Below are 26957 nucleotides of genomic sequence, written 5' to 3' on the forward strand. Positions count from 1 at the left end.
CCGGAAAGAGCTGCCCCGATGACCTCCCCGTCCGACTCGCGCGACCTCGACGCCCACTTGGCGACCCTGACCACCGAGGCCTTCCGGCCGGAGCTCGCCGAGATCGACCGGCTGCCCACGCTCGAGATCGCCCGGCTGATGAACGGCGAGGACAGCGCCGTGCCCGCCGCCGTCGCCGAGCAGCTCCCGCGGATCGCGGCCGCGATCGACGCCGTCGCCGAGCGCATGCGGCGCGGCGGCCGGCTGGTGTACGCGGGCGCGGGCACCGCCGGACGGCTCGGTGTGCTGGACGCCTCCGAGTGCCCGCCGACCTTCAACACCGATCCCGAGCAGGTCGTCGGCCTGATCGCGGGCGGCCCGGACGCCCTGGTCGTCTCCGTGGAGGGCGCGGAGGACTCCGAGGAGCTGGCGCACCGGGACCTGGACGCGCTGAAGCTGACCCCCGAGGACACGGTGGTGGGTGTCTCCGCCTCCGGCCGCACCCCGTACGCGATCGGCGCAGTCGAACACGCGCGCGCCCAGGGGGCCCTGACCATCGGTCTGTCCTGCAACAGGGACAGCGCGCTCGCGGCGGCCGCCGACCACGGCATCGAGGTCGTCGTCGGCCCGGAGCTGCTCACCGGGTCCACCCGGCTGAAGGCGGGCACCGCGCAGAAGCTGGTCCTGAACATGCTGTCGACGATCACGATGATCCGGCTGGGCAAGACGTACGGGAACCTGATGGTCGACGTACGGGCCTCCAACGACAAGCTGCGCGCCCGCTCCCGCCGTATCGTCACGCTGGCCACGGGGGCACCGGACGACGAGATCGAGAAGGCGCTCGCCCAGACCGGTGGTGAGGTGAAGAACGCGATCCTGGTCGTCCTGGCCGGCGTCGACGGCCCGACGGCCGCCCGCCTTCTGGAGGAGTCCGGCGGCCATCTGCGCGCCGCGCTGGCGGCCGCGGCCGGCTGACCGCACGCTCGGGGTGTGCAGACCTCGAACGACACCGCCGCCGCCCTGCTCCCGCTGGTCGGCGGCCCCGCGAACGTCACCTCCGTCGCCCACTGCGTGACCCGGCTGCGCCTCGGGCTGGCCGACCGGTCGCTGGTGGACGAGGAGGCGCTGCGGGCCCTGCCCGGCGTCCTCGGCGTGGTCGACGACGACACCTACCAGATCGTGCTGGGCCCGGGGGTGGTGGGAGAGGTCGCGGCGCGGGTGGAGGCACTGCTGGCGCCCCGCACGACAGCGGAGGAACTGGCTTCGCTGGGTGCCGAGTTGCGGGAGCGGCGGCGGCAGCGCAACGCCACCCCGGTGAAGAAAGCCCTGCGCCGGATCGCGAACGTCTTCGTTCCGCTCATCCCCGCGCTGATCGGCTGCGGTGTCCTCGCGGGCCTGGGCGGGCTGCTGGTGAACGCCGGCTGGCTGCCGGGCCTGACCCCCGCCCTGGCCGCCGTCTCCTCCGCCTTCATGGCGCTCATCGCCGTGTTCGTCGGCTACCAGACGGCGAAGGAATTCGGGGGCACGCCGGTGCTCGGCGGGGCGGTGGCCGCCGTGGTCGTGTACCCGGGCGTGGCGAAGGTGACCGCGTTCGGTGTGCACCTGGCCCCCGGCCAGGGCGGGGTGCTCGGCGCGCTCGCCGCGGCGCTGCTGGGGACGTACGTGGAGCGGTGGTGCAGGGGCCGGCTGCCAGGCGCACTCGACGTCCTGCTGACCCCGGCGGTGACCGTGCTGGTCGCCGGGATGGTGACGCTGTACGGCCTGATGTTCGCGGCCGGCGCCGTCTCGTCGGCGATCGGCACGGCGGCCGACTGGCTGCTGACGACGACCGGCGCCTTCGCCGGGCTGGTCCTCGGCGGCCTGTTCCTGCCCCTGGTGATGCTGGGCCTGCACCAGGCCCTGATCCCCATCCACACCACGCTGATCGAACAGCAGGGCTACACGGTGCTGCTGCCCGTCCTCGCCATGGCGGGCGCCGGCCAGGTGGGCGCGGCCCTGGCGGTGTACGTCCGCCTCCGCCACGACACCTCCCTGCGCACGACGATCAGGTCGGCGCTGCCCGCGGGACTGCTCGGGGTGGGCGAGCCGCTCATCTACGGCGTCTCCCTCCCGCTGGGCCGGCCGTTCCTGACCGCCTGTGCGGGCGGCGCGGCGGGCGGGGCCTTCGTCGGGTTCTTCGCGATGCTGGGCGACCGGGTCGGGGCGACGGCGATCGGACCGTCGGGCTGGGCCCTGTTCCCGCTGCTGGCGGGGAACAGGAGCCCGGCCCTGACGGCGGCGATCTACGCGGGAGGTCTGCTGACCGGGTACGGGGTGGGTTTCCTGGCGACGTACGTGACCCTCAGGCCCGGGGCCTCAGACCTCGGCCCCCTGGGCGCTGCCCGGCCGTCCCGGGGCACCATGGAGGGCGGAAGTGACAGCGCGCCGCGGAAGGACCACGTGGAAAGATCATGAACCACGCCCAACTCACCGCCCTGGGCCGTGCCCTGCGCGTCCTCGGCGAGCACGGCGAGGCACTCACCGCCGACACGCCGGACGCGAAACTGCACGAGGTCAAGGCCGATCTGCGGCGGGCGCTGGACCTGCTGGACGAGAGCGTCACGGGGGCGGCCACGACCACCCGGTGCGCCGAGCACCCGACCGGGCCCGTCGACAAGAGCGCCCCGGACCTGTGTCTGCTGTGCGAGACCCGCCGCCGGGCGGCCAGGCGTGCCGAGTACGGCGGCGGCCGGCCGTCGGCCGACCCCGTCCCCTCCGCCCCCTCCCGTTACGGGGTCCGGGGCGACCGCCCCCAGCCCCAGCAGCGCTGGCTGCCGGAGCTGTGGAACGGCCGGGAGTGGCAGTTGTGCGGGACGCCGAGGCGGGACCGCCGCGAGGCCGAGCTCTACCTCGCCGCCCAGCGACGCGGCTCCCGGCCCGCCATGGCGTACCGGCTGGTGCACGAGTTCACCGACTACGAGGTGCTGCGGGTGTGGGGCACGCCGGTGCAGGCGGACATCGAGCCCATGGGCAACCTCTAGGGGGGTCAGCCGGACGACGGACGGTTCGTCAGCTGAGGGTCTTCAGGGAAGCGGGGTCGTATGGCTTCAGCTCGTCGAAGCGGCCGGCCAGGACCTTCGCCGCCCACTCCGGGTCCTGCAGCACGGCACGGCCGACGGCGACCAGGTCGAACTCGTCGGACTCCAGGCGGTCGAGGAGGTCGTCGATGCTCTTCACCGGGGAGCCCTCGCCCTGGAAGGCCTTGATGAACTCGCCGTCGAGGCCGACCGAGCCGACGCTGATGACGGGCTTGCCGGTGAGCTTCTTCGTCCAGCCGGCGAGGTTGAGGTCCGAGCCCTCGAACTCCGGGAGCCAGTAGCGGCGGGTGGAGGCGTGGAAGGCGTCGACACCGGCGGCGGCGAGCGGGGTGAGGATGGCCTCCAGCTCCTCGGGGGTCTCGGCGAGGCGGGCGGTGAAGTCCTGCTGCTTCCACTGCGAGTAGCGGAAGATGACGGGGAACTCGGGGGAGACCTTCTCGCGGACGGCGGCGACGATCTCGGCCGCGAACTTGGTGCGGGCGACGAGGTCGCCGCCGTAGGCGTCGGTGCGGCGGTTGGTGCCGGCCCACAGGAACTGGTCGATGAGGTAGCCGTGGGCGCCGTGGATCTCCACGCCGTCGAAGCCGATCCGCTCGGCGTCCGCGGCGGCCTGGGCGAACGCGCCGATCACCGCGTCGATGTCGGCCTGGGTCATGGCCTTGCCGGCGACCTCGGCGCCGGCGGTGCGCAGCCCGGAGGGGCCGACGGCGGGGGCCTCGGGGAACGGCGGCTGGCCCTGCTCGCGGACCATGCCGATGTGCCAGAGCTGCGGCACGATGGTGCCGCCGGCCGCGTGTACCGCCTCGACGACCTTCGACCAGCCCGCGAGCTGCTCCTCGCCGTGGAACCGCGGGACGCGGTCGCTGTACCCGGCGGACTCGTGCCCGACGTACGTACCCTCGGTCACGATCAGCCCGACCCCGGCGGCCGCGCGGCGGGCGTAGTACGAGACCACGTCCTCGCCGGGGATCCCGCCCGGGGAGAACTCGCGGGTCATCGGTGCCATCGCGATGCGGTTCGGAACGGTCAGGCCGTTGATCGTCGTCGGCCGGGAGAGGATCTGGGCCGCGCGGGAGGCGGGGGGCGTGACGGTCACGTGGGGGCTCCTCATGGCTTGCGGGTTGTCCAGCAGGTATGTGCACGCGCATTGGTGCAGCTTCTTAAGGGAACTCCGCGCGCCGCGTCACGCATTCCTGCCCCCGGGCGTGCCGCAGTGTGATCCAGCCCACGGTGGGACTCGGCCTTCGTCGCACGACGAAAACGCCCGAGGGCGGCACCCCCTGCCACAAGACAGGGAGTGCCGCCCTCGGGTGAGGACGCAGATCAACCGGAACCGGTCGATCAGAAGTCCATGTCACCGCCCGGCATGCCGCCGCCGGCGGGCGCGGCGGCCTTCTCCGGCTTGTCGGCGATGACGGCCTCGGTGGTGAGGAACAGCGCGGCGATGGAGGCGGCGTTCTGCAGCGCGGAACGGGTCACCTTCGCCGGGTCGATGATGCCCTCGGCGATCATGTCGACGTACTCGCCGGTCGCGGCGTTCAGGCCGTGGCCGACCGTCAGGTTGCGCACCTTCTCGACGACGACGCCGCCCTCGAGACCACCGTTGACGGCGATCTGCTTGAGCGGGGCCTCCAGGGCGAGCTTCACGGCGTTGGCGCCGGTCGCCTCGTCACCGTCGAGCTCCAGCTTCTCGAAGACCTGGGAGGCCTGCAGCAGGGCCACGCCACCACCGGCGACGATGCCCTCCTCGACGGCCGCCTTGGCGTTGCGGACGGCGTCCTCGATGCGGTGCTTGCGCTCCTTGAGCTCGACCTCGGTGGCGGCGCCGGCCTTGATGACGGCCACGCCGCCCGCGAGCTTGGCCAGGCGCTCCTGGAGCTTCTCGCGGTCGTAGTCGGAGTCGCTGTTCTCGATCTCGGCGCGGATCTGGTTCACACGGCCGTTGACCTGGTCGGAGGAGCCGGCACCGTCGACGATGGTGGTCTCGTCCTTGGTGATGACCACCTTGCGGGCCTTGCCCAGCAGGTCGAGGGTGGCGTTCTCCAGCTTGAGGCCGACCTCCTCGGAGATGACCTCGCCGCCCGTGAGGATGGCGATGTCGCCGAGCATGGCCTTGCGGCGGTCGCCGAAGCCCGGGGCCTTGACGGCGACGGACTTGAAGGTGCCGCGGATCTTGTTGACGACCAGGGTCGACAGGGCCTCGCCCTCGACGTCCTCGGCGATGATCAGCAGCGGCTTGCCCGACTGCATGACCTTCTCCAGCAGCGGGAGCAGGTCCTTGACCGAGGAGATCTTGGAGTTGGCGATCAGGATGTACGGGTCGTCGAGGACGGCCTCCATACGCTCCATGTCGGTGGCGAAGTACGCCGAGATGTAGCCCTTGTCGAAGCGCATACCCTCGGTGAGCTCCAGCTCCAGACCGAAGGTCTGGGACTCCTCGACGGTGATTACGCCTTCCTTGCCGACCTTGTCCATGGCCTCGGCGATGAGCTCGCCGATCTGGGTGTCGGCGGCGGAGATGGAGGCCGTGGAGGCGATCTGCTCCTTGGTCTCGACGTCCTTCGCCTGCTCCAGCAGGGCGGCGGAGACGGCCTCGACGGCCTTCTCGATACCGCGCTTCAGGGCCATGGGGTTGGCACCGGCGGCCACGTTGCGCAGACCCTCGCGGACCAGCGCCTGGGCCAGAACGGTCGCCGTGGTCGTACCGTCACCGGCGACGTCGTCCGTCTTCTTGGCGACTTCCTTGACCAGCTCGGCGCCGATCTTCTCGTACGGGTCCTCGAGCTCGATCTCCTTGGCGATGGAGACACCGTCGTTGGTGATCGTGGGCGCGCCCCACTTCTTCTCGAGGACGACGTTGCGGCCCTTGGGGCCGAGCGTCACCTTCACGGCGTCCGCGAGCTGGTTCATGCCGCGCTCGAGGCCGCGCCGCGCCTCCTCGTCGAACGCGATGATCTTGGCCATGTGAAGTGGTCCCTCCAGGACTGGGGGTGATTCCTTCGGACCGCGCCCGCGCCCGCGACGGACGGCTCGCGGGCCGCGTGGTTCCTTGCCCCACTTGGCCTGCGGGCCTCACCGACCCGGTCCTTCATTGTCACTCTCACCTTCAGAGTGCTAACGCCAATGATTAGCACTCGCCCATGCCGAGTGCAAGCGGCTCGAGCGGATAGCCAGGTGAACAGCGGGCCCCACGGGTGTCCGGGCAGGCCGAAGGGCCCGCACCCCGGGGGGTACGGGCCCTTCGAAGATGTACAGAAGAACGTCGTGCGGGTCGGCGCGTGCTTCAGCTGGTCGCGAGCCGAACCATGTCCGCCTGCGGACCCTTCTGGCCCTGCGAGATCTCGAAATCGACCCGCTGACCCTCTTCCAGGGTGCGGTAACCGTCCATCTGGATCGCGCTGTAGTGGACGAAAACATCCGCACCACCGTCGACCGCGATGAAGCCGTACCCCTTCTCCGCGTTGAACCACTTGACGGTGCCCTGAGCCATGCCTAACTCCCCTATTACTGGCCCTTGCACAGATCCACACTTCGCGGATCCGGGTCAGACCTCACCCCCCATGGATTGGGGGCGTGCGCCGGAACGCGTCGACCGCGGCTGAATGTATCTGTCCAACTGCCGTCTGCAACAGGTCAATCGGACGAGAAATCTGGACGACGCCGGTCGGGAATCTGCCAAAAATTCGGCTGAATCCGGGGCAAGTCGGGCCCCGCAAAGGGCACATAAGGCGCAAAACATTCGCACACTTTGGCTACATCCTGTCGGATGTGCGGCGCGATTCCAGGGCCCCCGACCCGCGTTCCGGGAGCGCGTTCCCCAACTCTACCGCGCTCAACCACACAGAATTGCCCCCTCCGTTTCTCTCACGGCGAGGGCAATTCGATGAACTCTCGGTAACCGGTGTTACCGACGGTAATGATCAGTCATTCGGTCAGCCGCCGGCGACGGCCGGAATGATGGAGACGCCCGCACCGTCCGGAGTCGTGGTCTCCAGCCCCTGCTCGAAGCGCACGTCGTCGTCGTTGACGTACACGTTGACGAAGCGGCGCAGCTTGCCCTGGTCGTCCAGGACGCGGGCGGCGATCCCGGTGTGGTTCTTCTCCAGGTCGGCGATGACCTCGCCGAGGGTCGTGCCCTCTGCCTGGACCTCTGCCTGGCCGCCCGTGTAGGTGCGCAGGATGGTGGGGATGCGGACGGTCACGCTCATGCCAGGCCAGCCTCTCGGAAGGAGTCGAGGTTCGGGCGGATCGTGGCGGTCAGGCCGGTGCCTGCCACCGCGTCCAGGGTCTTCAGGCCGTCGCCCGTGTTGAGGACGACGGTCGTCTTGGTCGGGTCGAGGACGCCGTTCTCCAGCAGCTTGCGCGTGACGCCCACCGTCACACCGCCCGCCGTCTCCGCGAAGATGCCCTCCGTGCGGGCGAGCAGCTTGATGGCGTCCACCACCTGCTCGTCCGTCACGTCCTCCACCGCCCCGCCGGTGCGGCGCGCGATGTCCAGGACGTACGGCCCGTCCGCCGGGTTGCCGATGGCGAGGGACTTGGCGATGGTGTCGGGCTTCTGCGGGCGCACCACGTCGTGGCCCGCCTTGAACGCGGTCGACACCGGCGAGCAGCCCTGGGCCTGGGCGCCGAAGATCTTGTAGGGCCGGTCCTCGACGAGGCCGAGCTTGATCAGCTCCTGCAGCCCCTTGTCGATCTTGGTGAGCTGGGAGCCGGAGGCGATCGGGACGACGATCTGGTCCGGGAGCCGCCAGCCGAGCTGCTCGCAGATCTCGTACGCCAGGGTCTTGGACCCCTCCGCGTAGTACGGCCTCAGGTTGACGTTGACGAAGCCCCAGCCCTCGCCGGCCGGGTCGCCGATCAGCTCGGAGCAGAAGCGGTTCACGTCGTCGTAGTTGCCCTCGATGCCGACGAGCTCGCCGCCGTAGACCGCGGCCATGACGACCTTGCCCTGCTCCAGGTCGTGCGGGATGAACACGCAGGAACGGAAGCCGGCCCGGGCCGCCGCGGCACCGACCGCGCCGGCCAGGTTGCCGGTGGAGGAGCAGGACAGGGTGGTGAAACCGAAGGCCCGCGCCGCCTCCAGTGCCTGCGCGACCACACGGTCCTTGAAGGAGTGCGTCGGGTTGCCGGAGTCGTCCTTCACGTACAGGTGCGAAGCCTCGATGCCGAGCTCACGGGCGAGGTTGTCGGCCTGGACGAGCTGGGTCCAGCCGGGGTTGATGTTGGGCTTGGTCGCCACGTCCGCCGGGACGGGCAGCAGGGGTGCGTAGCGCCAGATGTTCGCGGGTCCCGCCTCGATCCGCTTCCTCAGCTCCTCGGTTTCGTAGGCCGAGAAGTCGTAGGCGATCTCGAGCGGGCCGAAACACTCCTCGCAGGCGAAGACCGGTCCGAGCGGTACCCGGTGGCCGCACTCGCGGCAGCTCAGAGCAGCGGCGGGGCCGAGGTCTACGGTGGAGTCGGTGGTGCTTGCAGCAGTCTGCACAGCCATGTGAGGCGAGGCCCTTTCTCCTCATCTTCCTCACGACGCATCTCGCCGTGAGACGGATTTGGCACCTTCCCTAGCCGGGAGCCTCGCGGAACGATCAGGACTGGTCCAACTGATCTACGAGAACCGACTGGAGGGTTGCCGGGGCTTCATCGGGCCGTGTCCCTCTGCCCCTCTGGATGAGCGGTATGCGGTTGTGTGTGCGGTTGTGAACAACGGTGACCTCGGACATGCGATGGTCATCCGCGTTGTTCAAGACTGTAACCGAAGGCCGGGACAGTTGAGATAGTCGTCCGAACCGCGAGACAAACAGTGAGGAGCCGCCCACCGTGCTGGAAGAAGTCGAGCGCTGGCTGAGCACCCGCTCCTGGTCCGTGACCGATCGCCCGCTCCACCAGATCCTGGCCGCGAAGCAGCGCACGGGCCAGTCGGTCAGTGTCGTGCTGCCCGCGCTCAACGAGGAGGAGACGGTCGGCGACATCGTCGCGATCATCCGCCACGACCTGATGCAGCAGACCCCGCTCGTCGACGAGATCGTGGTCGTCGACTCGGGGTCCACCGACCGCACCTCCGAGGTGGCCGCCGCGGCGGGCGCCCGGGTCGTCCACCGCGACGACGTCCTGCCGCGGATACCGGCCGTGCCCGGCAAGGGCGAGGTGCTGTGGCGTTCGCTCCTCGTCACCGAGGGGGACATCGTCTGCTTCATCGACGCCGACCTGAAGGAGTTCTCCTCCGACTTCGTCTCGGGGATCGTCGGCCCGCTGCTGACCGACCCGGACGTGGACCTGGTCAAGGGCATGTACGACCGTCCGCTCGCCGGGACCGCGGGCCAGGGCGGCCGGGTCACCGAGCTGATGGCGCGCCCGCTGCTCAACATGCACTGGCCGCAGCTTGCGGGGTTCGTGCAGCCGCTCGGCGGTGAGTACGCGGCCCGCCGCTCGCTGCTGGAGCAGCTGCCCTTCCCCGTCGGGTACGGGGTGGAACTGGGCATGCTGGTCGACGCCCTGCACCTGGTGGGCCTGGACGCCCTGGCCCAGGTGGACGTCGGGGTGCGCAAGCACCGCCACCAGGACGGGCAGGCGCTCGGCCGGATGGCCGCCGCCATCTACCGCACCGCCCAGCTCCGCCTGGCCCGCGGCCACCTCGTCCGGCCCTCGCTCACCCAGTTCGAGCGGGGCGAGGAGGGCTTCGAGCCGCGCACCTACTCCGTGGACACGGAGGAGCGGCCGCCGATGGCGGAGATCGCCGAGTACGCCGCGCGCCGGGTGGCCTGACCCCGGCCGTGTCACTCCGCCGGGGAGGGAACCGTACGTTTGAGCGTTTCCGGGCCGGGCTAGGTTGAGACTCATGGCTTCCACGCACGGTGCTGAGGTGCTGGTCGCGTCCAATCGCGGCCCGGTTTCGTACGAAGTCCGCGAGGACGGTTCGCTGCACGCCAAGCGGGGTGGCGGCGGACTGGTGTCCGGGCTGTCGGCCATCGGCCCGGACGCGAACGCGCTCTGGGTGTGCGCCGCGCTGAGCGACGCCGACCGGGAGGCGGTGCGCCGCTCCCACGGCGGTCGGCGGCTCTCCGAGGACGCGACCGGCGGGCAGCAGGTCCGCATGATCGACATCGACGCGACGGTGTTCTCCGACGCGTACAACGGCATCGCCAACTCGGTGCTGTGGTTCGTCCACCACATGCTGTACCAGACCCCGCTGGAGCCCGTCCTGGACGCGGAGTTCCGTCGCCAGTGGGCGTCCTACGAGGCCTACAACCGGGCGTTCGCCGAAGCCCTGGCCGAGGAGGCGGCGCAGGGCGCGGTGGTGGTCGTCCAGGACTACCACCTGGCGCTGGCTCCCCGGATGCTCCGGGAACTCCGCCCCGACCTGCGCATCGGCCACTTCTCGCACACCCCGTGGGCGCCGCCGGACTACTTCCGGCTGCTCCCCGACGACATCGCCGCCGAACTGCTCGGCGGGATCCTGGGCGCGGACCGGGCGGGCTTCCTCACCCAGCGCTGGGCGGACGCGTTCACCGCCTGCTGCGAAGCCGTCCTCGGGGCCGACGCCGTGTCCGGCACTCGGATCGGGGTGCACGGTCTGGGCGCGGACGCGGACTTCCTGCGGCAGCGGGCGCACCGGCCGGACGTGGACGAGCGGATGACGGCGCTGCGGACGGAGATCGGTACGGCGCCCGACGGCAGGGCACGCAAGACGATCGTCCGGGTCGACCGCACGGAGCTGTCGAAGAACATCGTGCGCGGGCTGCTGGCCTACCGTGAGCTCCTCGACGACCACCCGGAGTGGCGCGAGCGGGTGGTGCACGTGGCGTTCGCCTACCCCTCCCGGCAGGACCTCGCGGTGTACCGCGACTACACCGCCGAGGTGCAACGGGTGGCGGAGGAGATCAACGCCGCGTACGGCACCCCGGGCTGGACCCCGGTCGTCCTCCACGTCAAGGACGACTTCGCCCGCTCCCTGGCCGCGTACCGGCTGGCCGACGTCGCCCTGGTCAACCCCATCCGGGACGGCATGAACCTGGTCGCCAAGGAGGTCCCGGTCGTCTCCGACGAGGGCTGCGCGCTGGTGCTGTCCCGGGAGGCCGGCGCGTACGAGGAGCTGGGCGAGGACGCGGTGACGGTGAACCCGTACGACATCGCCGGCACGGCGCACGCCCTCCACCAGGCGCTCACCATGTCCGACGGCGAGCGCGCCGAGCGCACCAAGCGCCTCACTGCGGCGGCCACGGCCTTGCCTCCGGCCCAGTGGTTCCTGGACCAACTGCACGCACTGGAGGACTGACGCGGGGCGGGACACTCGCTGCCCCGTGGCGGGGCGGGCCGGGCAGGCCCGGCGGGCAGTCGCTGGGCGGCCCGCCGGGCGACGGACGGACCCGGCAGTCGGTCGGACGGATCCGGCAGGCAACCGCTCGACTGCCTGGCAACCGGCCGGACACGCCCAGCGGGCACCGGTCGGTTGCCTCGGGTCTCAGCCGAGTGCCGCCGCAAGCCCGCGCAGCAGGGACACGACGCCCTCGGGGCCGTCCACCACCAGGTCCGCGCGTTCCGCGAGCTCCGTGACCTCCGTGCTGCCGCTGCAGACGAGGAGGCCGGGGACGCCGTCGGAGCGCAGTTTGTCGACGGCGGCGAAGGCGGGGAGGTCGCCCAGGTCGTCGCCCGCGTAGAGGACGGCCTCGGCGCCGGCCTCGCGAACGTACTCCAGCAGGGCGACGCCCTTGTCCATGCCGGGCGGGCGGAGTTCGAGGACCATGCGGCCGGGCTCGACGATCAGGCCGTTGCGGGCGGCGAGGTCGGTGAGGGGTTCACGCAGGGCCTCGAAGGCGGCCTGCGGGTCCTCGGCGCGGCGGGTGTGCACGGCGACGGCCCGGCCCTTCTCCTCGATCCAGGTGCCGCGCCAGGCGCCGATGCGGTCGAGGAAGCCGGGCAGCTCGGCGCGGACGGCGGTGACGCCGGGGTGTGGGGCGGGGGCGTTGACGGTGCCGGTGACGGCGTCCCAGCGTTCGGCGCCGTAGTGGCCGAGGACGACGAGGTGCTCCAGTCCGGGTACGCCCGCGAAGCCGCCGTAGCGCACCGCGACCCCGGCCGGGCGGCCGGTGACCACGGCGACGGCGGCCACCTTGGGGGCGAGGGCGGCGAGCGCCGGGACCGCCTGCGCGTGGGCGCGGGCCTGGTCGGGCTCCGCGACGATCGGCGCCAGCGTCCCGTCGAAATCGAGCCCGACCACCGCGGAGCGGGGCCTGGCGAGCAGCGCGTTCAGCCCGTCCCGCCCGGACTGGGTGACGGGGGTCGGCAGCGGGTCCATGGGGTTGTCCGGGTCCGTGGAGTCCGTCGTGTGGGTGCCCATGGATCGACCCTATCCACGCAACCGCGGATGCACTCCTGGGAGCTTCACCGCTCCCGCGAGGGGCGCGGGGGGACGGAGTCCTGCGAGGGGTGCAGGGGACGGAGCCCCCGCCGGGGTCCGGGGCGGAGCCCCAGGGTGGGGCGACTTTCCAGCCGACCGTCACGGGTGGGTGGGTGGGAAGCGCCGGGGTGCAGGGGCGCAGCCCCTGGCGGGGTCTGGGGCGGAGCCCCAGGGCAGGGCAGGCCCCCGGGGTGCCGACCCCCCGGCCAAGCCCCGCGCAGCGGCTACCGCTCGGCCCGCCGCGACTCCCGGACCCGGCGCAGGCGGTTGACCGTGACCGGGTCGTGGGCCAGGGCCCGCTCGTCGTCGAGGAGGGCGTTGAGGAGCTGGTAGTAGCGGACCGGGGCCAGGCCGAGTTCCTCCCGTATCGCGCGCTCCTTGGCGCCGGGGCCGGTGAAGCCCCGGCGTTCCAGCGCGAGGATGCCCTGTTCGCGTCGGCCGAACTCGTCCCGTTCCATGTCCGAAACGGTAACGCGGGGCACTGACAGGGTGCTCAGTTCGAGGCGCTGCTGTCCGCGGTGTTCGCCGTCGCCTCGAGGCGGCTGAGCGTCCCGAGGGGGCTGCCGTCGGGGGCGACCGCCTGGCCGATGGTCTTCTTCAGGCCCGCACTGACCGACGCCCAGGACGTCTTGCCGACGGGGTACAGCTCGGAGGTGGGGAGTTCCTGCAGGAAGGGCCGCAGGGGCTTGTCCCGGCCGGAGTCGGCCATGACGTCGGACGCGGAGGTGGTGACCGGCAGCAGCCCGTAGCGGCGGGAGAAGTCGAGGACGTTCTTCTCGCTGTAGACGAAGTCGAGGAAGTCGCCGACCTGTTCGGCGTGGCCGTTCTGCTTGAAGGCCATCATCCAGTCCGCGACGCCCATGGACGCCCTGGACTGGGCCGTCCGCCCGGGCATCGGCACCGTGCCGAACTTCACGCCCTTCTTCTTCGCCTGCTGGATCAGCGCCGGGTGCCCGTTGAGCATGCCCACCTGCCCGTCGGTGAAGGCGGCGAACGCCTGGGCCCGGTTGAGCCTGCCCGGGGCGACGGGGCCGGTGAGCCCCTTGCCGACGAGGTCGTCCTTGAGCCAGGTGAGGGTGTCGACGTTCTGCGTGGAGGCGAGGTCGTAGCCGCCGATGTCGTCGGTGTAGCCGCCGCCTCCGCTGAGCAGCCACTGCATGGTCTCGGCCTGCGCCTCCTCCGGGCCGAGGGGCAGCGCGTAGGGGTACTTCACGCCCATGGCCTTCAGTTTCTCGGCGTCGCCGGCGAGTTCGCTCCAGGTGGTGGGCGGAGTGAGGGAGGCCTTGGCGAAGAGGGTCTTGTTGTAGAAGAGCACCCGGGTGGAGGCCGCGAAGGGCATGCCGTACTGGGTGTGGTTCCACTGGCCGGCCTCGGCGAGCTGGGAGACGAAGTCGGCCTGGACGGGGATGGACAGCAGCTCGGAGACGTCGTACAGCTTGCCCTCGGCGGCGTAGTCGGCGTAGGCGCCGATCTGCGCCATGTCGGGCGCCTTGCCGGCGGCGACCATCTCCTTCACCTTGCGGTCGACGTCGTTCCAGGAGTACACGGTGACGTCGATCTTCACGCCGGGGTGCTTGGCCTCGTACTCCTTGGCCAGCTCGTCCCAGTACTTCTTCGAGCTGTTGGCCGCCGAGTCGCCGTAGTCGGCCGCGACCAGTCTCAGGGTCACGTCGGACGATCCGGTGCTCCCGCAGCCCCCGAGGACCGCGGTCATACCCAGCGCGGCGACCGCCGCGATCGTTCCTGCCGTACGACGCCCCACTGTTGTTGCCCCAAACCCTACTGACTCGTCATTCGATATGTGAACACCATAAGGTCTACACCATGTAGTGGACTAGACCTCTTGCGGGTTCGCGGGCCACACTGTTCCCGTGAGACATGTCATCGCCATCGACGTGGGCGGCACCGGGATGAAGGCCGCCCTGATCGGGCCGGACGGCGAGCTGCTGCACCAGGACCGCCGGGCCACGGGCCGCGAGCGCGGGCCCGACGCGGTGGTCGAGGGCATCCTCGGCCTCGCGGCCTCCCTGTACGCCCACGGCGAGGAGCACTTCGGTGAACCGGCCGCCGCGGCCGGACTCGCCGTCCCCGGCATCGTGGACGAGGACCGCGGGGTCGCCGTCTACGCGGCCAACCTCGGCTGGCGCGACGTCCCCCTGCGCGCCCTGCTCACCGAGCGGCTCGGCATCCCGGTCGCCCTCGGCCACGACGTGCGTACCGGCGGGCTCGCCGAGGGCCGCACCGGCGCGGGCAAGGGCACCGACCGGTTCCTGTTCGTGGCGCTGGGCACCGGGATCGCCGGCGCCATCGGCCTGGACGGCCGGGTGGAGGCGGGCGCGCACGGCTTCGCGGGCGAGATCGGTCACATCGTCGTACGCCCCGGCGGCATCGCCTGCCCGTGCGGGCAGCGCGGCTGCCTGGAACGGTACGCGTCCGCGGCCGCGGTCAGCGAGGCGTGGGCGGCCGTCTCCGGCAGCCCGGACGCGGACGCCGCCGACTGCGCGAAGGCCGTCGTGTCCGGTGACCCGAACGCCGTCCGGGTCTGGCAGGAGGCGGTGGACGCGCTGGCCGACGGCCTGGTCACCGCCCTCACCCTGCTGGACCCGCGCACGCTGATCGTCGGCGGCGGGCTCGCCGAGGCGGGGGAGACCCTGTTCACACCGCTCAGGGCGGCCGTCCGGCGGCGCGTCACCTTCCAGAAGCTGCCGTCCGTCGTCCCCGCCGCCCTCGGGGACACCGCCGGGTGCCTGGGTGCGGGGCTGCTCGCCCGGGATCTCCTCGAAACCACTGACTCCTCGGAGGTAACCGCCTGATGCCCCCCACCAAGGTTCTCGCCGGAGCTTCTGTGGTGCTGCCCACCGGGACCGTGCCCGACGGGCGTGTGATCGTCGAGGGTACGAGGATCGCGGCCGCCGCACGCCCGGACGCGGAACTCATCGACGTCAGCGGCCACTGGCTGGTCCCCGGCTTCGTCGACCTGCACAACCACGGCGGCGGCGGAGCCTCCTTCTCCGGCCCGGTGGACGACGTACTGAGAGCCGTCGACACCCACCGGCGGCACGGCACGACCACCCTGGTCGCCTCCACCGTCACCGACGAGACGGACGTCCTGACCCGGCAGGCGGGCCTGCTGAGCGAGCTGGCCGAACAGGGCGACATCGCCGGCATCCACTTCGAGGGCCCCTTCATCTCCCCGTGCCGCAAGGGCGCGCACTCCGCGGAGCTGCTGCGCGACCCCGACCCGGCCGAGGTCCGCAAGCTCCTCGACGCGGCGCGCGGGCGGGCGAGGATGGTCACCCTCGCCACCGAGCTGCCGGGCGGCCTCGACTCCGTACGGCTGCTGGCCGAGCACGGCGTGATCGCGGCGGTCGGGCACACGGACGCGACGTACGAGCAGACGGCCGAGGCGATCGACGCGGGCGCCACGGTCGCCACCCACCTCTTCAACGCCATGCCCGCCCTCGGGCACCGCGCCCCCGGCCCGGTCGCCGCCCTGCTGGAGGACGAACGGGTCACGGTCGAGCTGATCAACGACGGCACGCACCTGCACCCGGCCGCCCTCGAACTGGCGTTCAACCGTGCGGGCGCCGCGCGGGTGGCGTTCATCACGGACGCGATGGACGCGGCCGGCATCGGCGACGGCCGCTATCTGCTGGGCCCGCTCGAGGTCGAGGTCAACGACGGCGTGGCCCGGCTGGTGGAGGGCGGCTCCATCGCGGGCTCGACGCTCACCCTGGACCGCGCCTTCAAACGGGCGGTGACCGTCGACCGGCTGCCGGTGGAGGACGTGGTGGCCGCCCTGTCCGCCAACCCGGCCCGGCTGCTGGGCCTGGACGACCGCATCGGCTCCCTGGAGCCCGGCAAGGACGCCGACCTGGTGCTCCTCGACGCGGACTTCGACCTCAAGGGTGTGATGCGCCGGGGTGAATGGGTGGTCGATCCCCAACTGGGCTGATCCGTCCCCGAGTCGGGAGTCGGTGGCCGGTCCCGTGGACTGGGCCGGTCGCCCTCTCTTTGGCATGATCTGGCTTCCGGAAGCGAAGAAGCCGCATGTCACGCCCGAGGGGAGGCCGGCCCACGTGATCCTCACGGTCACACTGAACACCGCTCTCGACATCACCTATCGCGTACGGTCCCTGCGGCCGCACGCCTCCCACCGCGTGCAGGAGGTCGTCGAACGGCCGGGCGGCAAGGGCTTGAACGTCGCCCGGGTGCTCGCGGCCCTCGGGCACGAGGTGACGGCCACCGGGTTCGCCGGCGGCGCCACGGGGCGCGTGGTCCGGGAGCGGCTGGCGACCACGCCGGGAATGGTGGACGCGCTGGTGCCGGTCGGCGGGGCGACCCGGCGCACCATCGCCGTCGTGGACGAGCTGGGCGGCGACACCACCCAGCTGAACGAGCCCGGCCCGCAGATCACCCACGCCGAGTGGGCCGCCTTCCAGGACACGTACGGGCGGCTGCTGGGCTCGGCCTCCGCGGTCGCCCTGTGCGGGAGCCTGCCGCCGGGAGTACCGGTGGGTGCGTACGCGGGACTGATACGGACCGCGCGGGCCGCGGGCGTCCCCGTCCTCCTGGACACCAGCGGCGAACCACTGCGCCGCGGGGTGGCGGCCCGCCCGGACATCGTCAAGCCGAACGCCGAGGAACTCGCCGAGCTGACCGGCTCCCACGAGCCGCTGCGGGCCGTCCAGGACGCCCGGCGGCGCGGCGCCCACGCGGTCGTCGCCTCCCTGGGCGCGGAGGGCCTGCTGGCCGTCACCCCCGAGGGCCGCTGGCGCGCCACCCCGCCCGGCCGCCTCCACGGCAACCCGACCGGCGCCGGCGACTCCACGGTCGCGGCCCTGCTGTCGGGCCTCGTGGAACACCTGCCCTGGCCGGACCGGCTGACCCGCGCGGTCGCACTGTCGGCGGCGACGGTACGGGCGCCTGCGGCGGGCGAGTTCGACCGGGAGGCCTACGAGGAGCTGGTGGGGCGGGTGGCGGTGACCGGAGAGGTCAGCGCGGCCTGACTACGACTTCTTCCACCCCGGCTCCAGCCAGAACTGGTCGAAGTTGGCATCGCACTGGTTGCTCTGCTCGCAGGACAGCTTGATGGTGTTGGGGCCCTTGTTGAGGATGATGTTCCCGAAGGTGTTGGTCCAGCCCTTTTCGTAGTCGCCCGCCGGGGCATGGGCGAAGTTCGCCAGGTTGAACGGGCGGGTCTGGGGCGTGCCGTTCACCGTGAGTGTGGCGTTGGCGTCCTTGCCGGGCACGCCGTAGGTGACGTGCAGCGTGTACTTGCCCGCTTTGGGGATGTCGCTCAGGTCCCAGGTGAGGGACGAGCCGACCTGGTTGAAGTTCGTGACGTAGGTGCCACCGTCGGCTTTCGCGCCCTTGACGTCCGACGCCGTGCCCGCTCCTCCACCCAGCGTCAGCGTCTTCGCGTCGGCCTTGGGCAGTTCCCCCGACGCCGCCGAGCTGCTGCTGGACGGGGTCGGCGAGGCCTTCTGGGACTGGGCCGGGGCGCCGGAGGCCTTGTTGTCGGCCTTCTTGTCGTCGGAGTCGCCGTTCATCATGGCCCAGCCGATGCCGATGACGACCGCCGCCACCACCGCGACGGCACCGATCAGCAGGCCCTTGGTGTTCGGGCCGCGACTCCGGCCGCCACCGCCCCCGCCGCCGGGCATCGGCTGCTGGGTGGTCTGCGCGCCGCCCGGGAAGGTCTCCGGTGCCTGGTAGGCGGCGTTCGGCTGCCCGTAGGCGGCGCCCTGCTGCTGGACGGTCTGGCCGTACTGCGCCTGCTGCCCGCCGTACGTGCGCTCGCCGACCGCGCGCACTCTGTTGACCGAGCCCGGGTAGCCGTAACCGCCGGACGGCGGCTGGGCGCCCCTGGCCTGACCGTCGGCGTACAGATAGCCGAACGGGTCGTCGTCCTCGGGCGTGCTCGGGCCGTTTTCGCCGGGGCTCATCCCTAGGTACTCCTCAACAGGTGCGGGTGGATGCGGTAGTGGTGAGAATGGCGAGCCTACCCGCTTCGTGTGGCCCAAACGGGTGACTCCCGTCGCATCGACCCGCTGACCTGGAGATCAGCCGGCCCGCCGGTGCTGTTTGGGACGAGATCGTTTCTCTACGTACATGCGTTCGTCAGCGGACTTCAACACTTCGTCCGCAGTCATTCCACAGTGTGCCCACCCGATACCGAAGCTGGCGCCCACCCGCACGGCCCGGCCCTCGGCGCGGATCGGCTGGATGATCTCGTTGCGCAGCCGTACGGCGAGGTCCTGGGCGTCGGCCTTGCCGAGGCCGTCGGCGAGGATCACGAACTCGTCGCCGCCGAGCCGGGCCACCGTGTCGCCGTCCCGCACGCCGTTGCTGAGCCGCCGGGCGACCTCGATGAGGACCGCGTCGCCCGCGTTGTGCCCGAACCGGTCGTTGATCGACTTGAAGCCGTCGAGGTCGCAGAAGAGGACCGCGAGGCCCTTGGTGCCGTCGTCCCGCTCCCCCTCGGGGGCGATGGTGTGCACGTGGTGGTCGTAGCCTTCGAACGGCTGAGCGCCCGGCGACGCGAAGTCGAAGCCGTGGCCGGGCGGGTCGAAGGCGGGGTGGCCGTAGGCCGCGTCCAGCGACTCCAGCGCGCCGGACTGGGTGGGCCGCTGACAGAGCCGGGACGACAGGCGCGAGCGCAGCTCGGCGGAGTTCGGCAGCCCGGTGAGGGAGTCGTGGGAGGCGCGGTGGGCGAGCTGGAGCTCGCGGCGCTTGCGCTCCTCGATGTCCTCGACGTGGGTGAGCAGGAAGCGGGGGCCGTCGGCGGCGTCCGCGACGACGCTGTTGCGCAGGGACACCCATACGTACGTACCGTCACGGCGGCCGAGCCGGAGCTCCGCGCGTCCGCCTTCCGCGGAGGTGCGCAGCAGGGTGCCTATGTCCTCGGGGTGGACCAGGTCGGAGAAGGAGTAGCGGCGCATCGCGGAGGCGGGTCGGCCCAGCAGGCGGCACAGGGCGTCGTTGGTGCGCAGGATCCGGCCGTGCTGGTCGCCGCCCATCTCGGCGATCGCCATGCCCGAGGGGGCGTACTCGAAGGCCTGCCGGAAGCTTTCCTCACTGGCCCGCAGGGCCTGCTGCTCCCGCTCCAGGCGGACCAGGGCGCGCTGCATATTGGCACGTAGACGCGCGTTGCTGATCGCGATCGCGGCCTGGAACGCGTACATCTGCAGCGCCTCGCGGCCCCAGGCGCCGGGCCGGCGGCCGTTGCGCGGCCGGTCCACGGAGATCACACCGAGCAGTTCGCCACTGGAGCCGGCCGGCCCGCCGGGCGTGTACATCGGCGCGAAGAGCCGGTCGGAGGGGTGCCACTCGTCCTCGAAGCGGGGGTCGGGCCCGTCGGTGAACCACTGGGGGACGTCGTCGTCGTCCAGCACCCAGCCCTCGGTGTGGGGTATGAAACGCAGGTCGCCCCAGTCCTCGCCCATGCTCAGGCGGCGCTCCCAGGAGGCGCGGGAGCCGACACGGCCGGTGATGAGGGCCTCCGCGGCCGAGTTGCCGGAGAAGGCGGCGACCACGAGATCGCCGTCGGGCCGTACCAGGTTCACGGCCGCCATCTCGTAGCCGAGGGCGTTCACGACCCCGTCCGCGACGGTCTGCAGTGTGTCCGCCAGGCTGCGTGCCGTGTTCATGTCGGCCATGACCTGGTGCAGCTGTCGCAGGGACGCAAGGCGGACATACGGCTCCGACTCGGTCTCCATGCTCGCCCTCCCCCCGAGACCTCGCAGCGAATCAAGGGTTGTCGTCGGCGTTTCTTTTCCGGTGGTGCCCTTGTGGTGCTCTTACAGGTTCCCCGCCACTGAATCACAGCGCGCTCCCCACTCGGTACACAGGGTCAACAATTCCCGCCCCTTGTGACTCAAGTCACAGGAGAACGTGAACAATTGAGTGGAGTTTCTGCGTTTTCCCTGTGTGTTTACTGAACGCAGTCTTTGCGAGTGTGCGGACATGATGCACGAAGGGCCGGACTCGGGGTCGTAGGACCTTGTCCCGGGGCCCTCTCGGCCGGAGGCCCGATGCGACCCGCACCGAGCGGAGATTAGCGTTTCCGGTGTGCCGAACAATCCCTCTGCCCTCGCCCTGCCCATCGTCCCCACCGCCTCCGGGCATGCTGAGGGGGTGAGCAACGACGAGTTCCGGGCCGCGATGTCCCGGCTGGCCGCGGGCGTGGTCCTGGTGACCGCGCAGGAGCCGCCGCTCGACCCGGACGACCCCGGGGCGCCGCCCGGCGAGGACGTCGGTATGACCGCCACCGCCTTCATGTCGGTCTCCCTCGAACCGCCGCTGGTCCTGGTCAGCCTGCGCGAGGGCTCCCGCATGGACGACCTGCTCGCCGAGCAGCCGCTGTGGGCCGTCTCCGTCCTCGCCGACAACCAGCGCCAGACCGCCGGCCGCTTCGCCATGAAGGGCCGGGTCAGCGACCGCCTGCTCTTCGCCGACCTCCCCGTCACCCGCGGCGAGGCCACCGGTGCGCCGCTGGTCGGCGGCGCCCTGGCGGCCCTGGAGTGCCGCACCGAGCAGCGGGTGGCGGCCGGCGACCACACACTGGTGATCGGCCGGGTGCTGACCGCCCGACTGCCGGGCACGGAAGGTGGCCCTCTGCTGTATTTCCGGGGCAGGTACCGGCAGTTGGGGTAATCACCGCCGGAGAAATTCGTGGCGGTTTTGTGAACTGCCGCTCTACCGTGCCGGTATGACGCCCCGTCTGGAACAAGTGACTCCGAGGAATTTCGACGCCGCGACCGGCATTCACGTCCGCCCGGACCAGGAGCACGCGGTGTCGCCGGTGATGCAGTCGCTGGCCGAGGCGTACGTCCATCCGGCCGGGGTCGCCTGGCCCCGTCTGATCGTCGACGAGGACCGCCCGGTCGGCTTTCTGATGGCCTTCCTCGACATCGACTGGCACGGCGACGGAACGGTGTTCCGCTCCGGCCTGTGGCGCCTCAACATCGCCGCCGGGGAACAGGGCCGCGGCTACGGCCGCTTCGCCGTCGCCTCCGTCGCCGAGGAGATCCGCCGCCGCGGCGGCAAGGAACTGCACGTCACCTGGCACCCGGGCCCGACCGGCCCCGAGGGCTTCTACCTCGGCCTCGGCTTCCGCCGCACCGGGGAGACCAGCGGGGGCCAGACGGTGGGGGTGCTGGAGCTGGACCGGGCGCCGGAGCCTGACGGGGCTTGAGCTGCCGGTGCGGGTGCCGGGGCCCCGCGGAAGCAGGGGCGTCAGCCCCACGGGTCCAGGGACGACAACCCCCGCATGGGCCAGGTCGGCGGGGGCGCAGTGCCGCAGGGGCAGGCTGGAGCCCCGCAGGGGACAGTGGGCAGCACTCTCCCCGCAGGGTGCAGGGACAGCAGCCCCGCAAGGGACAGGGGGCGGGTCCCCCGGCCGGGCGAAGGGGCGGAGCCCCTGGAGGACGGGAACGGGTAGGGGCGGCGGGGGCGCTGAACCCGCGTTGCCACGGTGCGGTGTCCGAAGCCATCCAGGGGGCACCCCGGGGCGGGCCGGGTGCGACGCCGGCGTCGGGACGGCGGGGCCGCTCAGCCCCAGTCCCGTCCCGACCTGCCCCGCTTGGTGTCCGAGCGTTGCTTCTTCTCCCGGAGCCGGCGCTCGTTGATCCCCCGCGGGATGCGGGTCGGCCTGCGCGGCTTGGGCGGGGGCGCGGTGGCCTCCGCGAGCAGCGCCGCGAGGCGCACCGCGGCGGTCTCCCGGTTGCGCCACTGGGAGCGGTGCTCGGAGGCGCGGACGGTGACGACACCGTCGACCAGCCGCCCGCTCAGCCGGGCCAGCGCCCGCTCCTTCCACACCTGTGGAAACGCCTCGGTCCGCGCCAGGTCGAAGCGCAGCTCCACCTGGGAGTCACTGGTGTTGACATGCTGCCCACCAGGCCCCGAGGACCGCGAGAAACGCCACATCAGCTCGGCCTCGGGCAGCGAGACGGAGCCACGGACGACGTAAGGACCGGACATGCCGTCCATGTTCCCGCCTCTGTCCGGTCCACGTCACCCGGATTTCGCCTTGGGTAAAAAAGGTAAAGCCACCCGGAACCACGGGGACCCCCCTCGGCGTTCTCGGAGTGACGGTAGCTTCGTCCACAGTGCGAAGCCCGTACTGACGCAACGAGGGAAGGGACTCCCAAACCATGGCTGTAAGCCTGTCCAAGGGCGGCAACGTCTCGCTCACCAAGGAAGCTCCGGGCCTGACCGCCGTCACCGTGGGCCTCGGCTGGGACGTCCGCACCACCACCGGCACGGACTTCGACCTGGACGCCTCCGCCATCGCGGTCAACACGCAGGGCAAGGTCTACTCGGACGCCCACTTCGTCTTCTTCAACAACAAGAACACCCCGGACAACTCGATCGTCCACACCGGCGACAACCGCACCGGCGAGGGCGCGGGCGACGACGAGGCGATCAACGTCAACCTGGCGGCCCTCCCGGCCGACGTCGACAAGATCGTCTTCCCGGTCTCCATCTACGACGCCGAGACCCGCAACCAGAACTTCGGCCAGGTCCGCAACGCCTACATCCGCATCATCAACCAGGCCGGCGGCGCCGAGATCGCCCGCTACGACCTCTCCGAGGACGCCGCCACCGAGACCGCCATGGTCTTCGGCGAGCTCTACCGCAACGGCGCCGAGTGGAAGTTCCGCGCCGTCGGCCAGGGCTACGCCTCGGGCCTGGTGGGCATCGCGCAGGACTTCGGCGTCAACGTCTGAGCCGCACCCGCTCGTTGACGAAAGCCCCGGTCGTACTCGCACCGCGAGAAAACGACCGGGGCCCCGCGCCGTCTCCGGCGATAGATTGCCCGGCGTGATCCTCGAGCCCCTGCCCGCCGGCCAGGACATCCCGGCGCCCGTTCTCACCGAACTCACCGCGCTCTACGCCTCCAACCGCGACTTCTTCGCGCTCAGCGACGACTTCCCCGACCCGGACGACATCCGGCCGGAGCAAGTGGCGGCCGCGCTGGCGGAGGATCTGGCGCACCCGGACGCGGAAGTGCTGCTCGCGCGCGGTGCGGGACGGCTGGTGGGCGTCGCCTGCACACTCGCCCGTCACCCGGACCCGGCCGACCCCGACCCGTGGATCGGGCTGCTGATGGTGGACGCGGGCGAGCACGGCCGGGGACGGGGACGGCAGATCGCGCGACTGGTCGAGGACCGTTTCCGGAAGGCCGGCCGGACCGCCGTACGGCTCGCCGTCCTCGACAACAACCCCGGAGGCCTCGCCTTCTGGACCGCCCTCGGCTACGCATACGTCGCCCAGCGGCCCGACCGCGCCCTCGGCCGGCCCTGCACGGTCCTGCGCAAGGTGCTGCGCACCCCACGCTCGGCGGCCCGCGTCGCCGTCGTCGACCCGGAGGGCTCGGTCTTCCTCTTCCGCTACGACAACCCCGAGGCGGGCGCCCACTGGGCCCTCCCCGGCGGCGGCCTCGAACCGGGCGAGACCTCGCGCGAGGGAGCCCTGCGGGAACTGCGCGAGGAGACCGGCTGGACCGATCTGGAGCCCGGCCCGCTGCTGTGCACGTGGGAGCACGACTTCACCCGGTTCGACACCCACATCCGGCAGCACGACGACATCTACGTCACCCGCGGCCCGCGCCGGGACCCCGCCGGCCCCGACCTGGCCGCCGAACACGCCCGGGACGGCATCCTGACCTGGCGCTGGTGGACGCGGGAGGAGCTGGCCGATCCGGACGAGCCCGTCTGGCCGCCCCACCTGGGCCGGCTGCTGGCCGAGTTCGAGCAGGGCTGACCACCGGAGGCACTCCGGAGGCACTCAGGGGCGGTCCGGCTTGCCTTCCCCGTACAGCCAGTCGGCCCAGATCGTGCCGAAGTCCTCGTGCGGAGCCCGCTTCTCCACGTACGCCGTGAAGTCGGCGGTGCTCGCGTTGCCATAACGGTGAGCGGCGGCCCAGCCCTGGATGATGTCGTAGAAGGTGTCGTCGCCGACCTTCTGACGGATCTTGTGCAGGACCATAGCGCCGCGCTGGTAGACGGGCGGGTCGGAGATGTGCGCGGCACTGCTGGGCTTCGCCGGCGGAAAGGCCCAGATGGCGTCCGGGTCGTCGACCTCGTCGGACGTGCCGTCGTAGAGCGCGGTGAACGTCTGCTGCGCGGAGTCGCCGCCGTGGTCCTCCCGCCACAGCCATTCCGCGTACGTCGCGAAGCTCTCGCTCAGCCACATGTCCCGCCAGCTCTCCGGGGTGACGGAGTCGCCGTACCACTGGTGGGCGAGCTCGTGGACGAGCGTCGCGGTGTCGGGGGCGCCCGGGAAGACGGGGCGGGTCTGGGTCTCCAGGGCGTAGCCCGCGTCCTCGGCGCGGTCGACGATCGCACCCGTGGAGGCGAAGGGGTACGGGCCGAAGTTGTACTCCTCCCACTTCATGACCTCGGGGATCTTCGCCAGCACCTCCCGGCTCGCCGCCCTCTGCGTGGGGTCGACGGCCACGTACACGGGCAGGCCGTCCTCGGTGGTCGTGCGCGCGATGTCGTAGTGGCCGATCGCGACCGTGGCCAGGTAACTCGCCATGGGCTCGGCGGTGTGCCAGACGAACGTCGTACGGCCGCCGGTCGTGTTCTGCCGCGACGGCTCACCGTTCGAGACGGCCTGCAGCCCCTTGGGGACGGTGACCGTGATGTCGTACGACGCCTTGTCGGAAGGGTGGTGGTTGCCGGGGAACCAGGCCATGGACCCGGTCGGTTCGCCCAGCGCCAGTGCGCCGTCCGCGGTGCGCAGCCAGCCCTCCTTGGAACCGTCGGGGTCGGTGATCGTCTCCGGGGTGCCCGAGTAGCGCACCGTGGCCTCGAACGTCTCCCCCTCGTCCAGGTCGTCGTGCGGGCGGACGGTCAGCTCCTGGCCGGCCCGGTTCCAGTGGGCGCCGCGGCCCTCGACGGTGACGGCATCGACGTCCATGCCCCTGAGGTCGAGGTCGAAGGCGGACAGGTCCTTGGTCGCGCGAGCCGTGATCACCGCGGTTCCGGTGAGGTGGTGGCGGCCGGGTTCGTAGGAGAGGGTCAGGCCGTAGTGGGTGACGTCGTAGCCACCGTTGCCCGCCCTCGGGAAGTACGGGTCCTGTACGCCGTAGCCGCCGGGGGTGCCGTGCACTCCGCCGTCGCACGCGGTGAGGGCGAGGGCGAGGAACGCGGCGGAGACCGGGACGAGACGCACGGATCTGGGCACGGCAGTGATCCTATGCGGGCGGGTACCGGCCGGGAGGCGTGCGGTGGTCCCGGACCGGCGTGACACCATCACGTACGTGCTCGACATCGGCTACGCCCTCTCCACCCGCTTCCCCGACCCGCCGCAGACCGACTACCGGCACGCGGACGTCCACGCCCTCCGCCACGACCTGTTCTGCGGTGACGTCTACCTCGCCGACACCAAGACCGACCGCGAACTGTCCACAGCCTGGGGATGGGTGCCGGTGCTGGATTTCGCCTGGGCCCTGTGCGACATCGCGGAGCGCCTGGACCGGGACCCGGCGGGCTCCCGCGCCTCCCGGCCCCAGCGGGCGGAACTGGACTTCACCGAGTCCACCGACCGCATGCTCTTCGAGCGCCGCTTCGGCTGGGTGGACATCGCCGCCGACTGGATGCCCGCGGAGGAGTCCCCCCTCTCCTTCTCGCACGCCGAACTCCGCCGGGAGGCCCGCGACTTCCTGCACGACCTCATCGCCGACCTGACCGACCTGCACGAGGCCCTGTCGGACAACCCGGCGATCTGGACACTGCAGGCCCGTTTCCCGAGGGTGCCGTAGGCCGCCTCCCGGAGGGGCCCGCGGACGGACTGGATCACTCCACCCGGATCCCCAGCTCTCCCGCCAACACCGGCGCCAGATCCAGCAGTTGCCCCGGGCTGATCACCGCCCCCGCCAACCGCCCGACCCCTCGCGCGATCTCCAGCGAAGCGGCCCCGCGCAGATCCACGTGCGTCAGGGTCACCTCGGTGAAGTCGACGGACTTCAGGACGCAGTCGACGAACTCCACACGGTCCAGGCGGGCTCCGCCGAAGTCGGGTTCGACGAGGACGCAGCCCTCGAAGACGACGTCGGTCAGCCTGGCCTTGCGGAGGTTGAGGTAGTCGATCTTGCCGCCGCGGATCAGGACCCGCTCCAGGACGGCGCCGTGCAACTGTGTGCCGCCGAGGCGGGCGTCGTGGACCTCGACGTCACGCAGGGTCGACTCGGCCAGATCGGTACCCACACCCCGTATCCCCGACAGGACGGTGTCCAGGATCCGGGCGTGGTGCAGACGTGTCTCGTCGACGACGCACCCCGCAAGCGAGCAGTCCATGAAACGCGCGCCCGCCCCGTCCTGCCCCGCGAAGTCCGCCTCGCGGAACTCCACCCCGTCGTAGTCCCCGTCCGGCTCCAGCCCGCCGCCGTCCCAGGGTTCCAGCGGCGGCAGCCGCAGTTCCGGTCGCCGCGCCGCCTTCGTCCCACCGGCCCCGCCGGTCGCCTTCCTCGCCATGCCCCCATGCTGCACCCCGCC

The 26957-nt window shown here is 71.5% G+C and carries 26 protein-coding genes and 1 riboswitch; of the genes, 13 read left to right on the forward strand and 13 right to left on the reverse strand.

Annotated features, from left to right (window positions below):
• Positions 1 to 18: 18 nt before the first annotated feature.
• Genes murQ through ACFYZQ_RS31095 form a run of 3 tightly spaced genes read left to right on the forward strand, consistent with a single transcriptional unit; the run spans position 19 to position 2999 of the window.
• Entirely contained in the window at positions 19 to 954 is a 936-nt protein-coding gene (gene murQ, locus ACFYZQ_RS31085; protein ID WP_389154867.1) for an N-acetylmuramic acid 6-phosphate etherase, read from the forward strand.
• 15 nt (positions 955 to 969) lie between these two features.
• The gene (locus tag ACFYZQ_RS31090; protein ID WP_389154870.1) at positions 970 to 2433 is read left to right on the forward strand and encodes a PTS transporter subunit EIIC; all 1464 of its coding nucleotides are present in this window, start codon (positions 970 to 972) and stop codon (positions 2431 to 2433) included.
• Complete coding sequence (locus tag ACFYZQ_RS31095; protein ID WP_389154872.1) at positions 2430 to 2999, forward strand: hypothetical protein; 570 nt, start codon at positions 2430 to 2432, stop codon at positions 2997 to 2999. Before ACFYZQ_RS31090 ends, ACFYZQ_RS31095 begins: the two co-directional genes overlap by 4 nt.
• A gap of 28 nt (positions 3000 to 3027) precedes the next feature.
• On the opposite strand, the gene ACFYZQ_RS31100 is transcribed toward ACFYZQ_RS31095, so the two are convergent.
• From ACFYZQ_RS31100 to thrC, 5 genes are all read right to left on the reverse strand, one after another.
• Positions 3028 to 4152 carry an NADH:flavin oxidoreductase gene (locus ACFYZQ_RS31100; protein ID WP_389154875.1) on the reverse strand — a complete coding sequence of 375 codons (1125 nt, stop codon included), beginning with the start codon at positions 4150 to 4152 and terminating at the stop codon, positions 3028 to 3030.
• A 245-nt stretch (positions 4153 to 4397) separates the two neighbouring features.
• A complete protein-coding gene (gene groL, locus ACFYZQ_RS31105) occupies positions 4398 to 6020 on the reverse strand; it encodes a chaperonin GroEL (protein ID WP_389154877.1) in 1623 nt (540 codons plus the stop codon).
• A 319-nt stretch (positions 6021 to 6339) separates the two neighbouring features.
• Complete coding sequence (locus tag ACFYZQ_RS31110; protein ID WP_019057200.1) at positions 6340 to 6546, reverse strand: cold-shock protein; 207 nt, start codon at positions 6544 to 6546, stop codon at positions 6340 to 6342.
• A 442-nt stretch (positions 6547 to 6988) separates the two neighbouring features.
• Positions 6989 to 7264 carry a MoaD/ThiS family protein gene (locus ACFYZQ_RS31115; RefSeq protein ID WP_389154880.1) on the reverse strand — a complete coding sequence of 92 codons (276 nt, stop codon included), beginning with the start codon at positions 7262 to 7264 and terminating at the stop codon, positions 6989 to 6991.
• On the reverse strand, positions 7261 to 8547 hold the full coding sequence (gene thrC, locus ACFYZQ_RS31120; RefSeq protein ID WP_389154883.1) for a threonine synthase: 1287 nt from the start codon (positions 8545 to 8547) through the stop codon (positions 7261 to 7263). The genes ACFYZQ_RS31115 and thrC overlap by 4 nt, the downstream gene beginning before the upstream one ends.
• Positions 8548 to 8565: 18 nt before the next feature.
• A riboswitch (SAM riboswitch) is annotated at positions 8566 to 8730 on the reverse strand.
• A 143-nt stretch (positions 8731 to 8873) separates the two neighbouring features.
• Here thrC and ACFYZQ_RS31125 point away from each other — a divergent pair.
• Together ACFYZQ_RS31125 and ACFYZQ_RS31130 are read left to right on the forward strand one after the other, a co-directional pair.
• Positions 8874 to 9818 (forward strand): glucosyl-3-phosphoglycerate synthase, encoded by a 945-nt coding sequence (locus ACFYZQ_RS31125; protein ID WP_389154886.1) that lies wholly within the window; start codon positions 8874 to 8876, stop codon positions 9816 to 9818.
• Positions 9819 to 9891: 73 nt separating this feature from the next.
• Positions 9892 to 11328, forward strand: coding sequence for a trehalose-6-phosphate synthase (locus ACFYZQ_RS31130; protein WP_389154889.1), 1437 nt, complete (start codon positions 9892 to 9894; stop codon positions 11326 to 11328).
• Positions 11329 to 11514: 186 nt separating this feature from the next.
• Here the strand turns inward: ACFYZQ_RS31130 and otsB are convergent, their stop codons facing one another.
• The 3 genes from otsB to ACFYZQ_RS31145 all read right to left on the reverse strand — a co-directional run bounded on the left by otsB (position 11515) and on the right by ACFYZQ_RS31145 (position 14164).
• Positions 11515 to 12390, reverse strand: coding sequence for a trehalose-phosphatase (otsB, locus tag ACFYZQ_RS31135; protein ID WP_389154892.1), 876 nt, complete (start codon positions 12388 to 12390; stop codon positions 11515 to 11517).
• 284 nt (positions 12391 to 12674) lie between these two features.
• Positions 12675 to 12908, reverse strand: a complete 234-nt coding sequence (locus ACFYZQ_RS31140; protein WP_389154895.1) for a DUF3263 domain-containing protein — start codon at positions 12906 to 12908, stop codon at positions 12675 to 12677.
• Positions 12909 to 12943: 35 nt separating this feature from the next.
• A complete protein-coding gene (locus tag ACFYZQ_RS31145; protein WP_389155254.1) occupies positions 12944 to 14164 on the reverse strand; it encodes an ABC transporter substrate-binding protein in 1221 nt (406 codons plus the stop codon).
• 157 nt (positions 14165 to 14321) lie between these two features.
• Between ACFYZQ_RS31145 and ACFYZQ_RS31150 the strand changes: the two genes are divergently transcribed.
• The 3 genes from ACFYZQ_RS31150 to ACFYZQ_RS31160 all read left to right on the forward strand — a co-directional run bounded on the left by ACFYZQ_RS31150 (position 14322) and on the right by ACFYZQ_RS31160 (position 17459).
• The gene (locus tag ACFYZQ_RS31150) at positions 14322 to 15263 is read left to right on the forward strand and encodes an ROK family protein (protein WP_389154898.1); all 942 of its coding nucleotides are present in this window, start codon (positions 14322 to 14324) and stop codon (positions 15261 to 15263) included.
• The gene (gene nagA, locus ACFYZQ_RS31155; RefSeq protein WP_389154900.1) at positions 15263 to 16405 is read left to right on the forward strand and encodes an N-acetylglucosamine-6-phosphate deacetylase; all 1143 of its coding nucleotides are present in this window, start codon (positions 15263 to 15265) and stop codon (positions 16403 to 16405) included. Before ACFYZQ_RS31150 ends, nagA begins: the two co-directional genes overlap by 1 nt.
• A 124-nt stretch (positions 16406 to 16529) precedes the next feature.
• Positions 16530 to 17459, forward strand: a complete 930-nt coding sequence (locus ACFYZQ_RS31160; protein ID WP_389154903.1) for a 1-phosphofructokinase family hexose kinase — start codon at positions 16530 to 16532, stop codon at positions 17457 to 17459.
• Here the strand turns inward: ACFYZQ_RS31160 and ACFYZQ_RS31165 are convergent, their stop codons facing one another.
• Positions 17460 to 18398 carry a CBM35 domain-containing protein gene (locus ACFYZQ_RS31165; protein ID WP_389154905.1) on the reverse strand — a complete coding sequence of 313 codons (939 nt, stop codon included), beginning with the start codon at positions 18396 to 18398 and terminating at the stop codon, positions 17460 to 17462.
• A 117-nt stretch (positions 18399 to 18515) separates the two neighbouring features.
• Positions 18516 to 20171 carry a diguanylate cyclase CdgB gene (gene cdgB, locus ACFYZQ_RS31170; RefSeq protein WP_389154908.1) on the reverse strand — a complete coding sequence of 552 codons (1656 nt, stop codon included), beginning with the start codon at positions 20169 to 20171 and terminating at the stop codon, positions 18516 to 18518.
• Between the two features lie 352 nt (positions 20172 to 20523).
• On the opposite strand from cdgB, the gene ACFYZQ_RS31175 reads away from it, so the two are divergent.
• Positions 20524 to 21108 (forward strand): flavin reductase family protein, encoded by a 585-nt coding sequence (locus tag ACFYZQ_RS31175; protein ID WP_389154911.1) that lies wholly within the window; start codon positions 20524 to 20526, stop codon positions 21106 to 21108.
• Positions 21109 to 21163: 55 nt separating this feature from the next.
• Positions 21164 to 21649, forward strand: a complete 486-nt coding sequence (locus ACFYZQ_RS31180) for a GNAT family N-acetyltransferase (protein WP_389154913.1) — start codon at positions 21164 to 21166, stop codon at positions 21647 to 21649.
• Between the two features lie 356 nt (positions 21650 to 22005).
• On the opposite strand, the gene arfB is transcribed toward ACFYZQ_RS31180, so the two are convergent.
• Positions 22006 to 22443, reverse strand: coding sequence for an alternative ribosome rescue aminoacyl-tRNA hydrolase ArfB (gene arfB / locus ACFYZQ_RS31185; RefSeq protein ID WP_132852615.1), 438 nt, complete (start codon positions 22441 to 22443; stop codon positions 22006 to 22008).
• 164 nt (positions 22444 to 22607) lie between these two features.
• Between arfB and ACFYZQ_RS31190 the strand changes: the two genes are divergently transcribed.
• Positions 22608 to 23183 carry a TerD family protein gene (locus tag ACFYZQ_RS31190; RefSeq protein WP_389154915.1) on the forward strand — a complete coding sequence of 192 codons (576 nt, stop codon included), beginning with the start codon at positions 22608 to 22610 and terminating at the stop codon, positions 23181 to 23183.
• 94 nt (positions 23184 to 23277) lie between these two features.
• On the forward strand, positions 23278 to 24219 hold the full coding sequence (locus tag ACFYZQ_RS31195) for a GNAT family N-acetyltransferase (RefSeq protein WP_389154917.1): 942 nt from the start codon (positions 23278 to 23280) through the stop codon (positions 24217 to 24219).
• 24 nt (positions 24220 to 24243) lie between these two features.
• Here the strand turns inward: ACFYZQ_RS31195 and ACFYZQ_RS31200 are convergent, their stop codons facing one another.
• Positions 24244 to 25647 (reverse strand): M1 family metallopeptidase, encoded by a 1404-nt coding sequence (locus tag ACFYZQ_RS31200; protein ID WP_389154920.1) that lies wholly within the window; start codon positions 25645 to 25647, stop codon positions 24244 to 24246.
• A gap of 76 nt (positions 25648 to 25723) precedes the next feature.
• Here ACFYZQ_RS31200 and ACFYZQ_RS31205 point away from each other — a divergent pair, with 76 nt between their 5' ends.
• A complete protein-coding gene (locus tag ACFYZQ_RS31205) occupies positions 25724 to 26224 on the forward strand; it encodes a hypothetical protein (protein WP_389155256.1) in 501 nt (166 codons plus the stop codon).
• Between the two features lie 34 nt (positions 26225 to 26258).
• On the opposite strand, the gene ACFYZQ_RS31210 is transcribed toward ACFYZQ_RS31205, so the two are convergent.
• Positions 26259 to 26936 carry a pentapeptide repeat-containing protein gene (locus tag ACFYZQ_RS31210; RefSeq protein ID WP_389154923.1) on the reverse strand — a complete coding sequence of 226 codons (678 nt, stop codon included), beginning with the start codon at positions 26934 to 26936 and terminating at the stop codon, positions 26259 to 26261.
• Positions 26937 to 26957 lie beyond the last annotated feature (21 nt).

Origin of the sequence: Streptomyces sp. NPDC001843, assembly GCF_042891955.1 — a bacterium.
GTDB lineage: Bacteria > Actinomycetota > Actinomycetes > Streptomycetales > Streptomycetaceae > Streptomyces.

What these genes read in the sequence shown, in the direction of transcription:
- murQ (WP_389154867.1), top strand. Translation starts at nt 19, where the DNA reads ATGACCTCCCCGTCCGACTCGCGCGACCTCGACGCCCACTTGGCGACC.
- ACFYZQ_RS31095 (WP_389154872.1), top strand. Translation starts at nt 2,430, where the DNA reads ATGAACCACGCCCAACTCACCGCCCTGGGCCGTGCCCTGCGCGTCCTC.
- groL (WP_389154877.1), bottom strand. Translation starts at nt 6,020, where the DNA reads ATGGCCAAGATCATCGCGTTCGACGAGGAGGCGCGGCGCGGCCTCGAG.
- ACFYZQ_RS31110 (WP_019057200.1), bottom strand. Translation starts at nt 6,546, where the DNA reads ATGGCTCAGGGCACCGTCAAGTGGTTCAACGCGGAGAAGGGGTACGGC.
- ACFYZQ_RS31115 (WP_389154880.1), bottom strand. Translation starts at nt 7,264, where the DNA reads ATGAGCGTGACCGTCCGCATCCCCACCATCCTGCGCACCTACACGGGC.
- thrC (WP_389154883.1), bottom strand. Translation starts at nt 8,547, where the DNA reads ATGGCTGTGCAGACTGCTGCAAGCACCACCGACTCCACCGTAGACCTC.
- ACFYZQ_RS31130 (WP_389154889.1), top strand. Translation starts at nt 9,892, where the DNA reads ATGGCTTCCACGCACGGTGCTGAGGTGCTGGTCGCGTCCAATCGCGGC.
- otsB (WP_389154892.1), bottom strand. Translation starts at nt 12,390, where the DNA reads ATGGGCACCCACACGACGGACTCCACGGACCCGGACAACCCCATGGAC.
- ACFYZQ_RS31140 (WP_389154895.1), bottom strand. Translation starts at nt 12,908, where the DNA reads ATGGAACGGGACGAGTTCGGCCGACGCGAACAGGGCATCCTCGCGCTG.
- ACFYZQ_RS31145 (WP_389155254.1), bottom strand. Translation starts at nt 14,164, where the DNA reads ATGACCGCGGTCCTCGGGGGCTGCGGGAGCACCGGATCGTCCGACGTG.
- nagA (WP_389154900.1), top strand. Translation starts at nt 15,263, where the DNA reads ATGCCCCCCACCAAGGTTCTCGCCGGAGCTTCTGTGGTGCTGCCCACC.
- ACFYZQ_RS31165 (WP_389154905.1), bottom strand. Translation starts at nt 18,398, where the DNA reads ATGAGCCCCGGCGAAAACGGCCCGAGCACGCCCGAGGACGACGACCCG.
- cdgB (WP_389154908.1), bottom strand. Translation starts at nt 20,171, where the DNA reads ATGGAGACCGAGTCGGAGCCGTATGTCCGCCTTGCGTCCCTGCGACAG.
- ACFYZQ_RS31180 (WP_389154913.1), top strand. Translation starts at nt 21,164, where the DNA reads ATGACGCCCCGTCTGGAACAAGTGACTCCGAGGAATTTCGACGCCGCG.
- arfB (WP_132852615.1), bottom strand. Translation starts at nt 22,443, where the DNA reads ATGGACGGCATGTCCGGTCCTTACGTCGTCCGTGGCTCCGTCTCGCTG.
- ACFYZQ_RS31190 (WP_389154915.1), top strand. Translation starts at nt 22,608, where the DNA reads ATGGCTGTAAGCCTGTCCAAGGGCGGCAACGTCTCGCTCACCAAGGAA.
- ACFYZQ_RS31210 (WP_389154923.1), bottom strand. Translation starts at nt 26,936, where the DNA reads ATGGCGAGGAAGGCGACCGGCGGGGCCGGTGGGACGAAGGCGGCGCGG.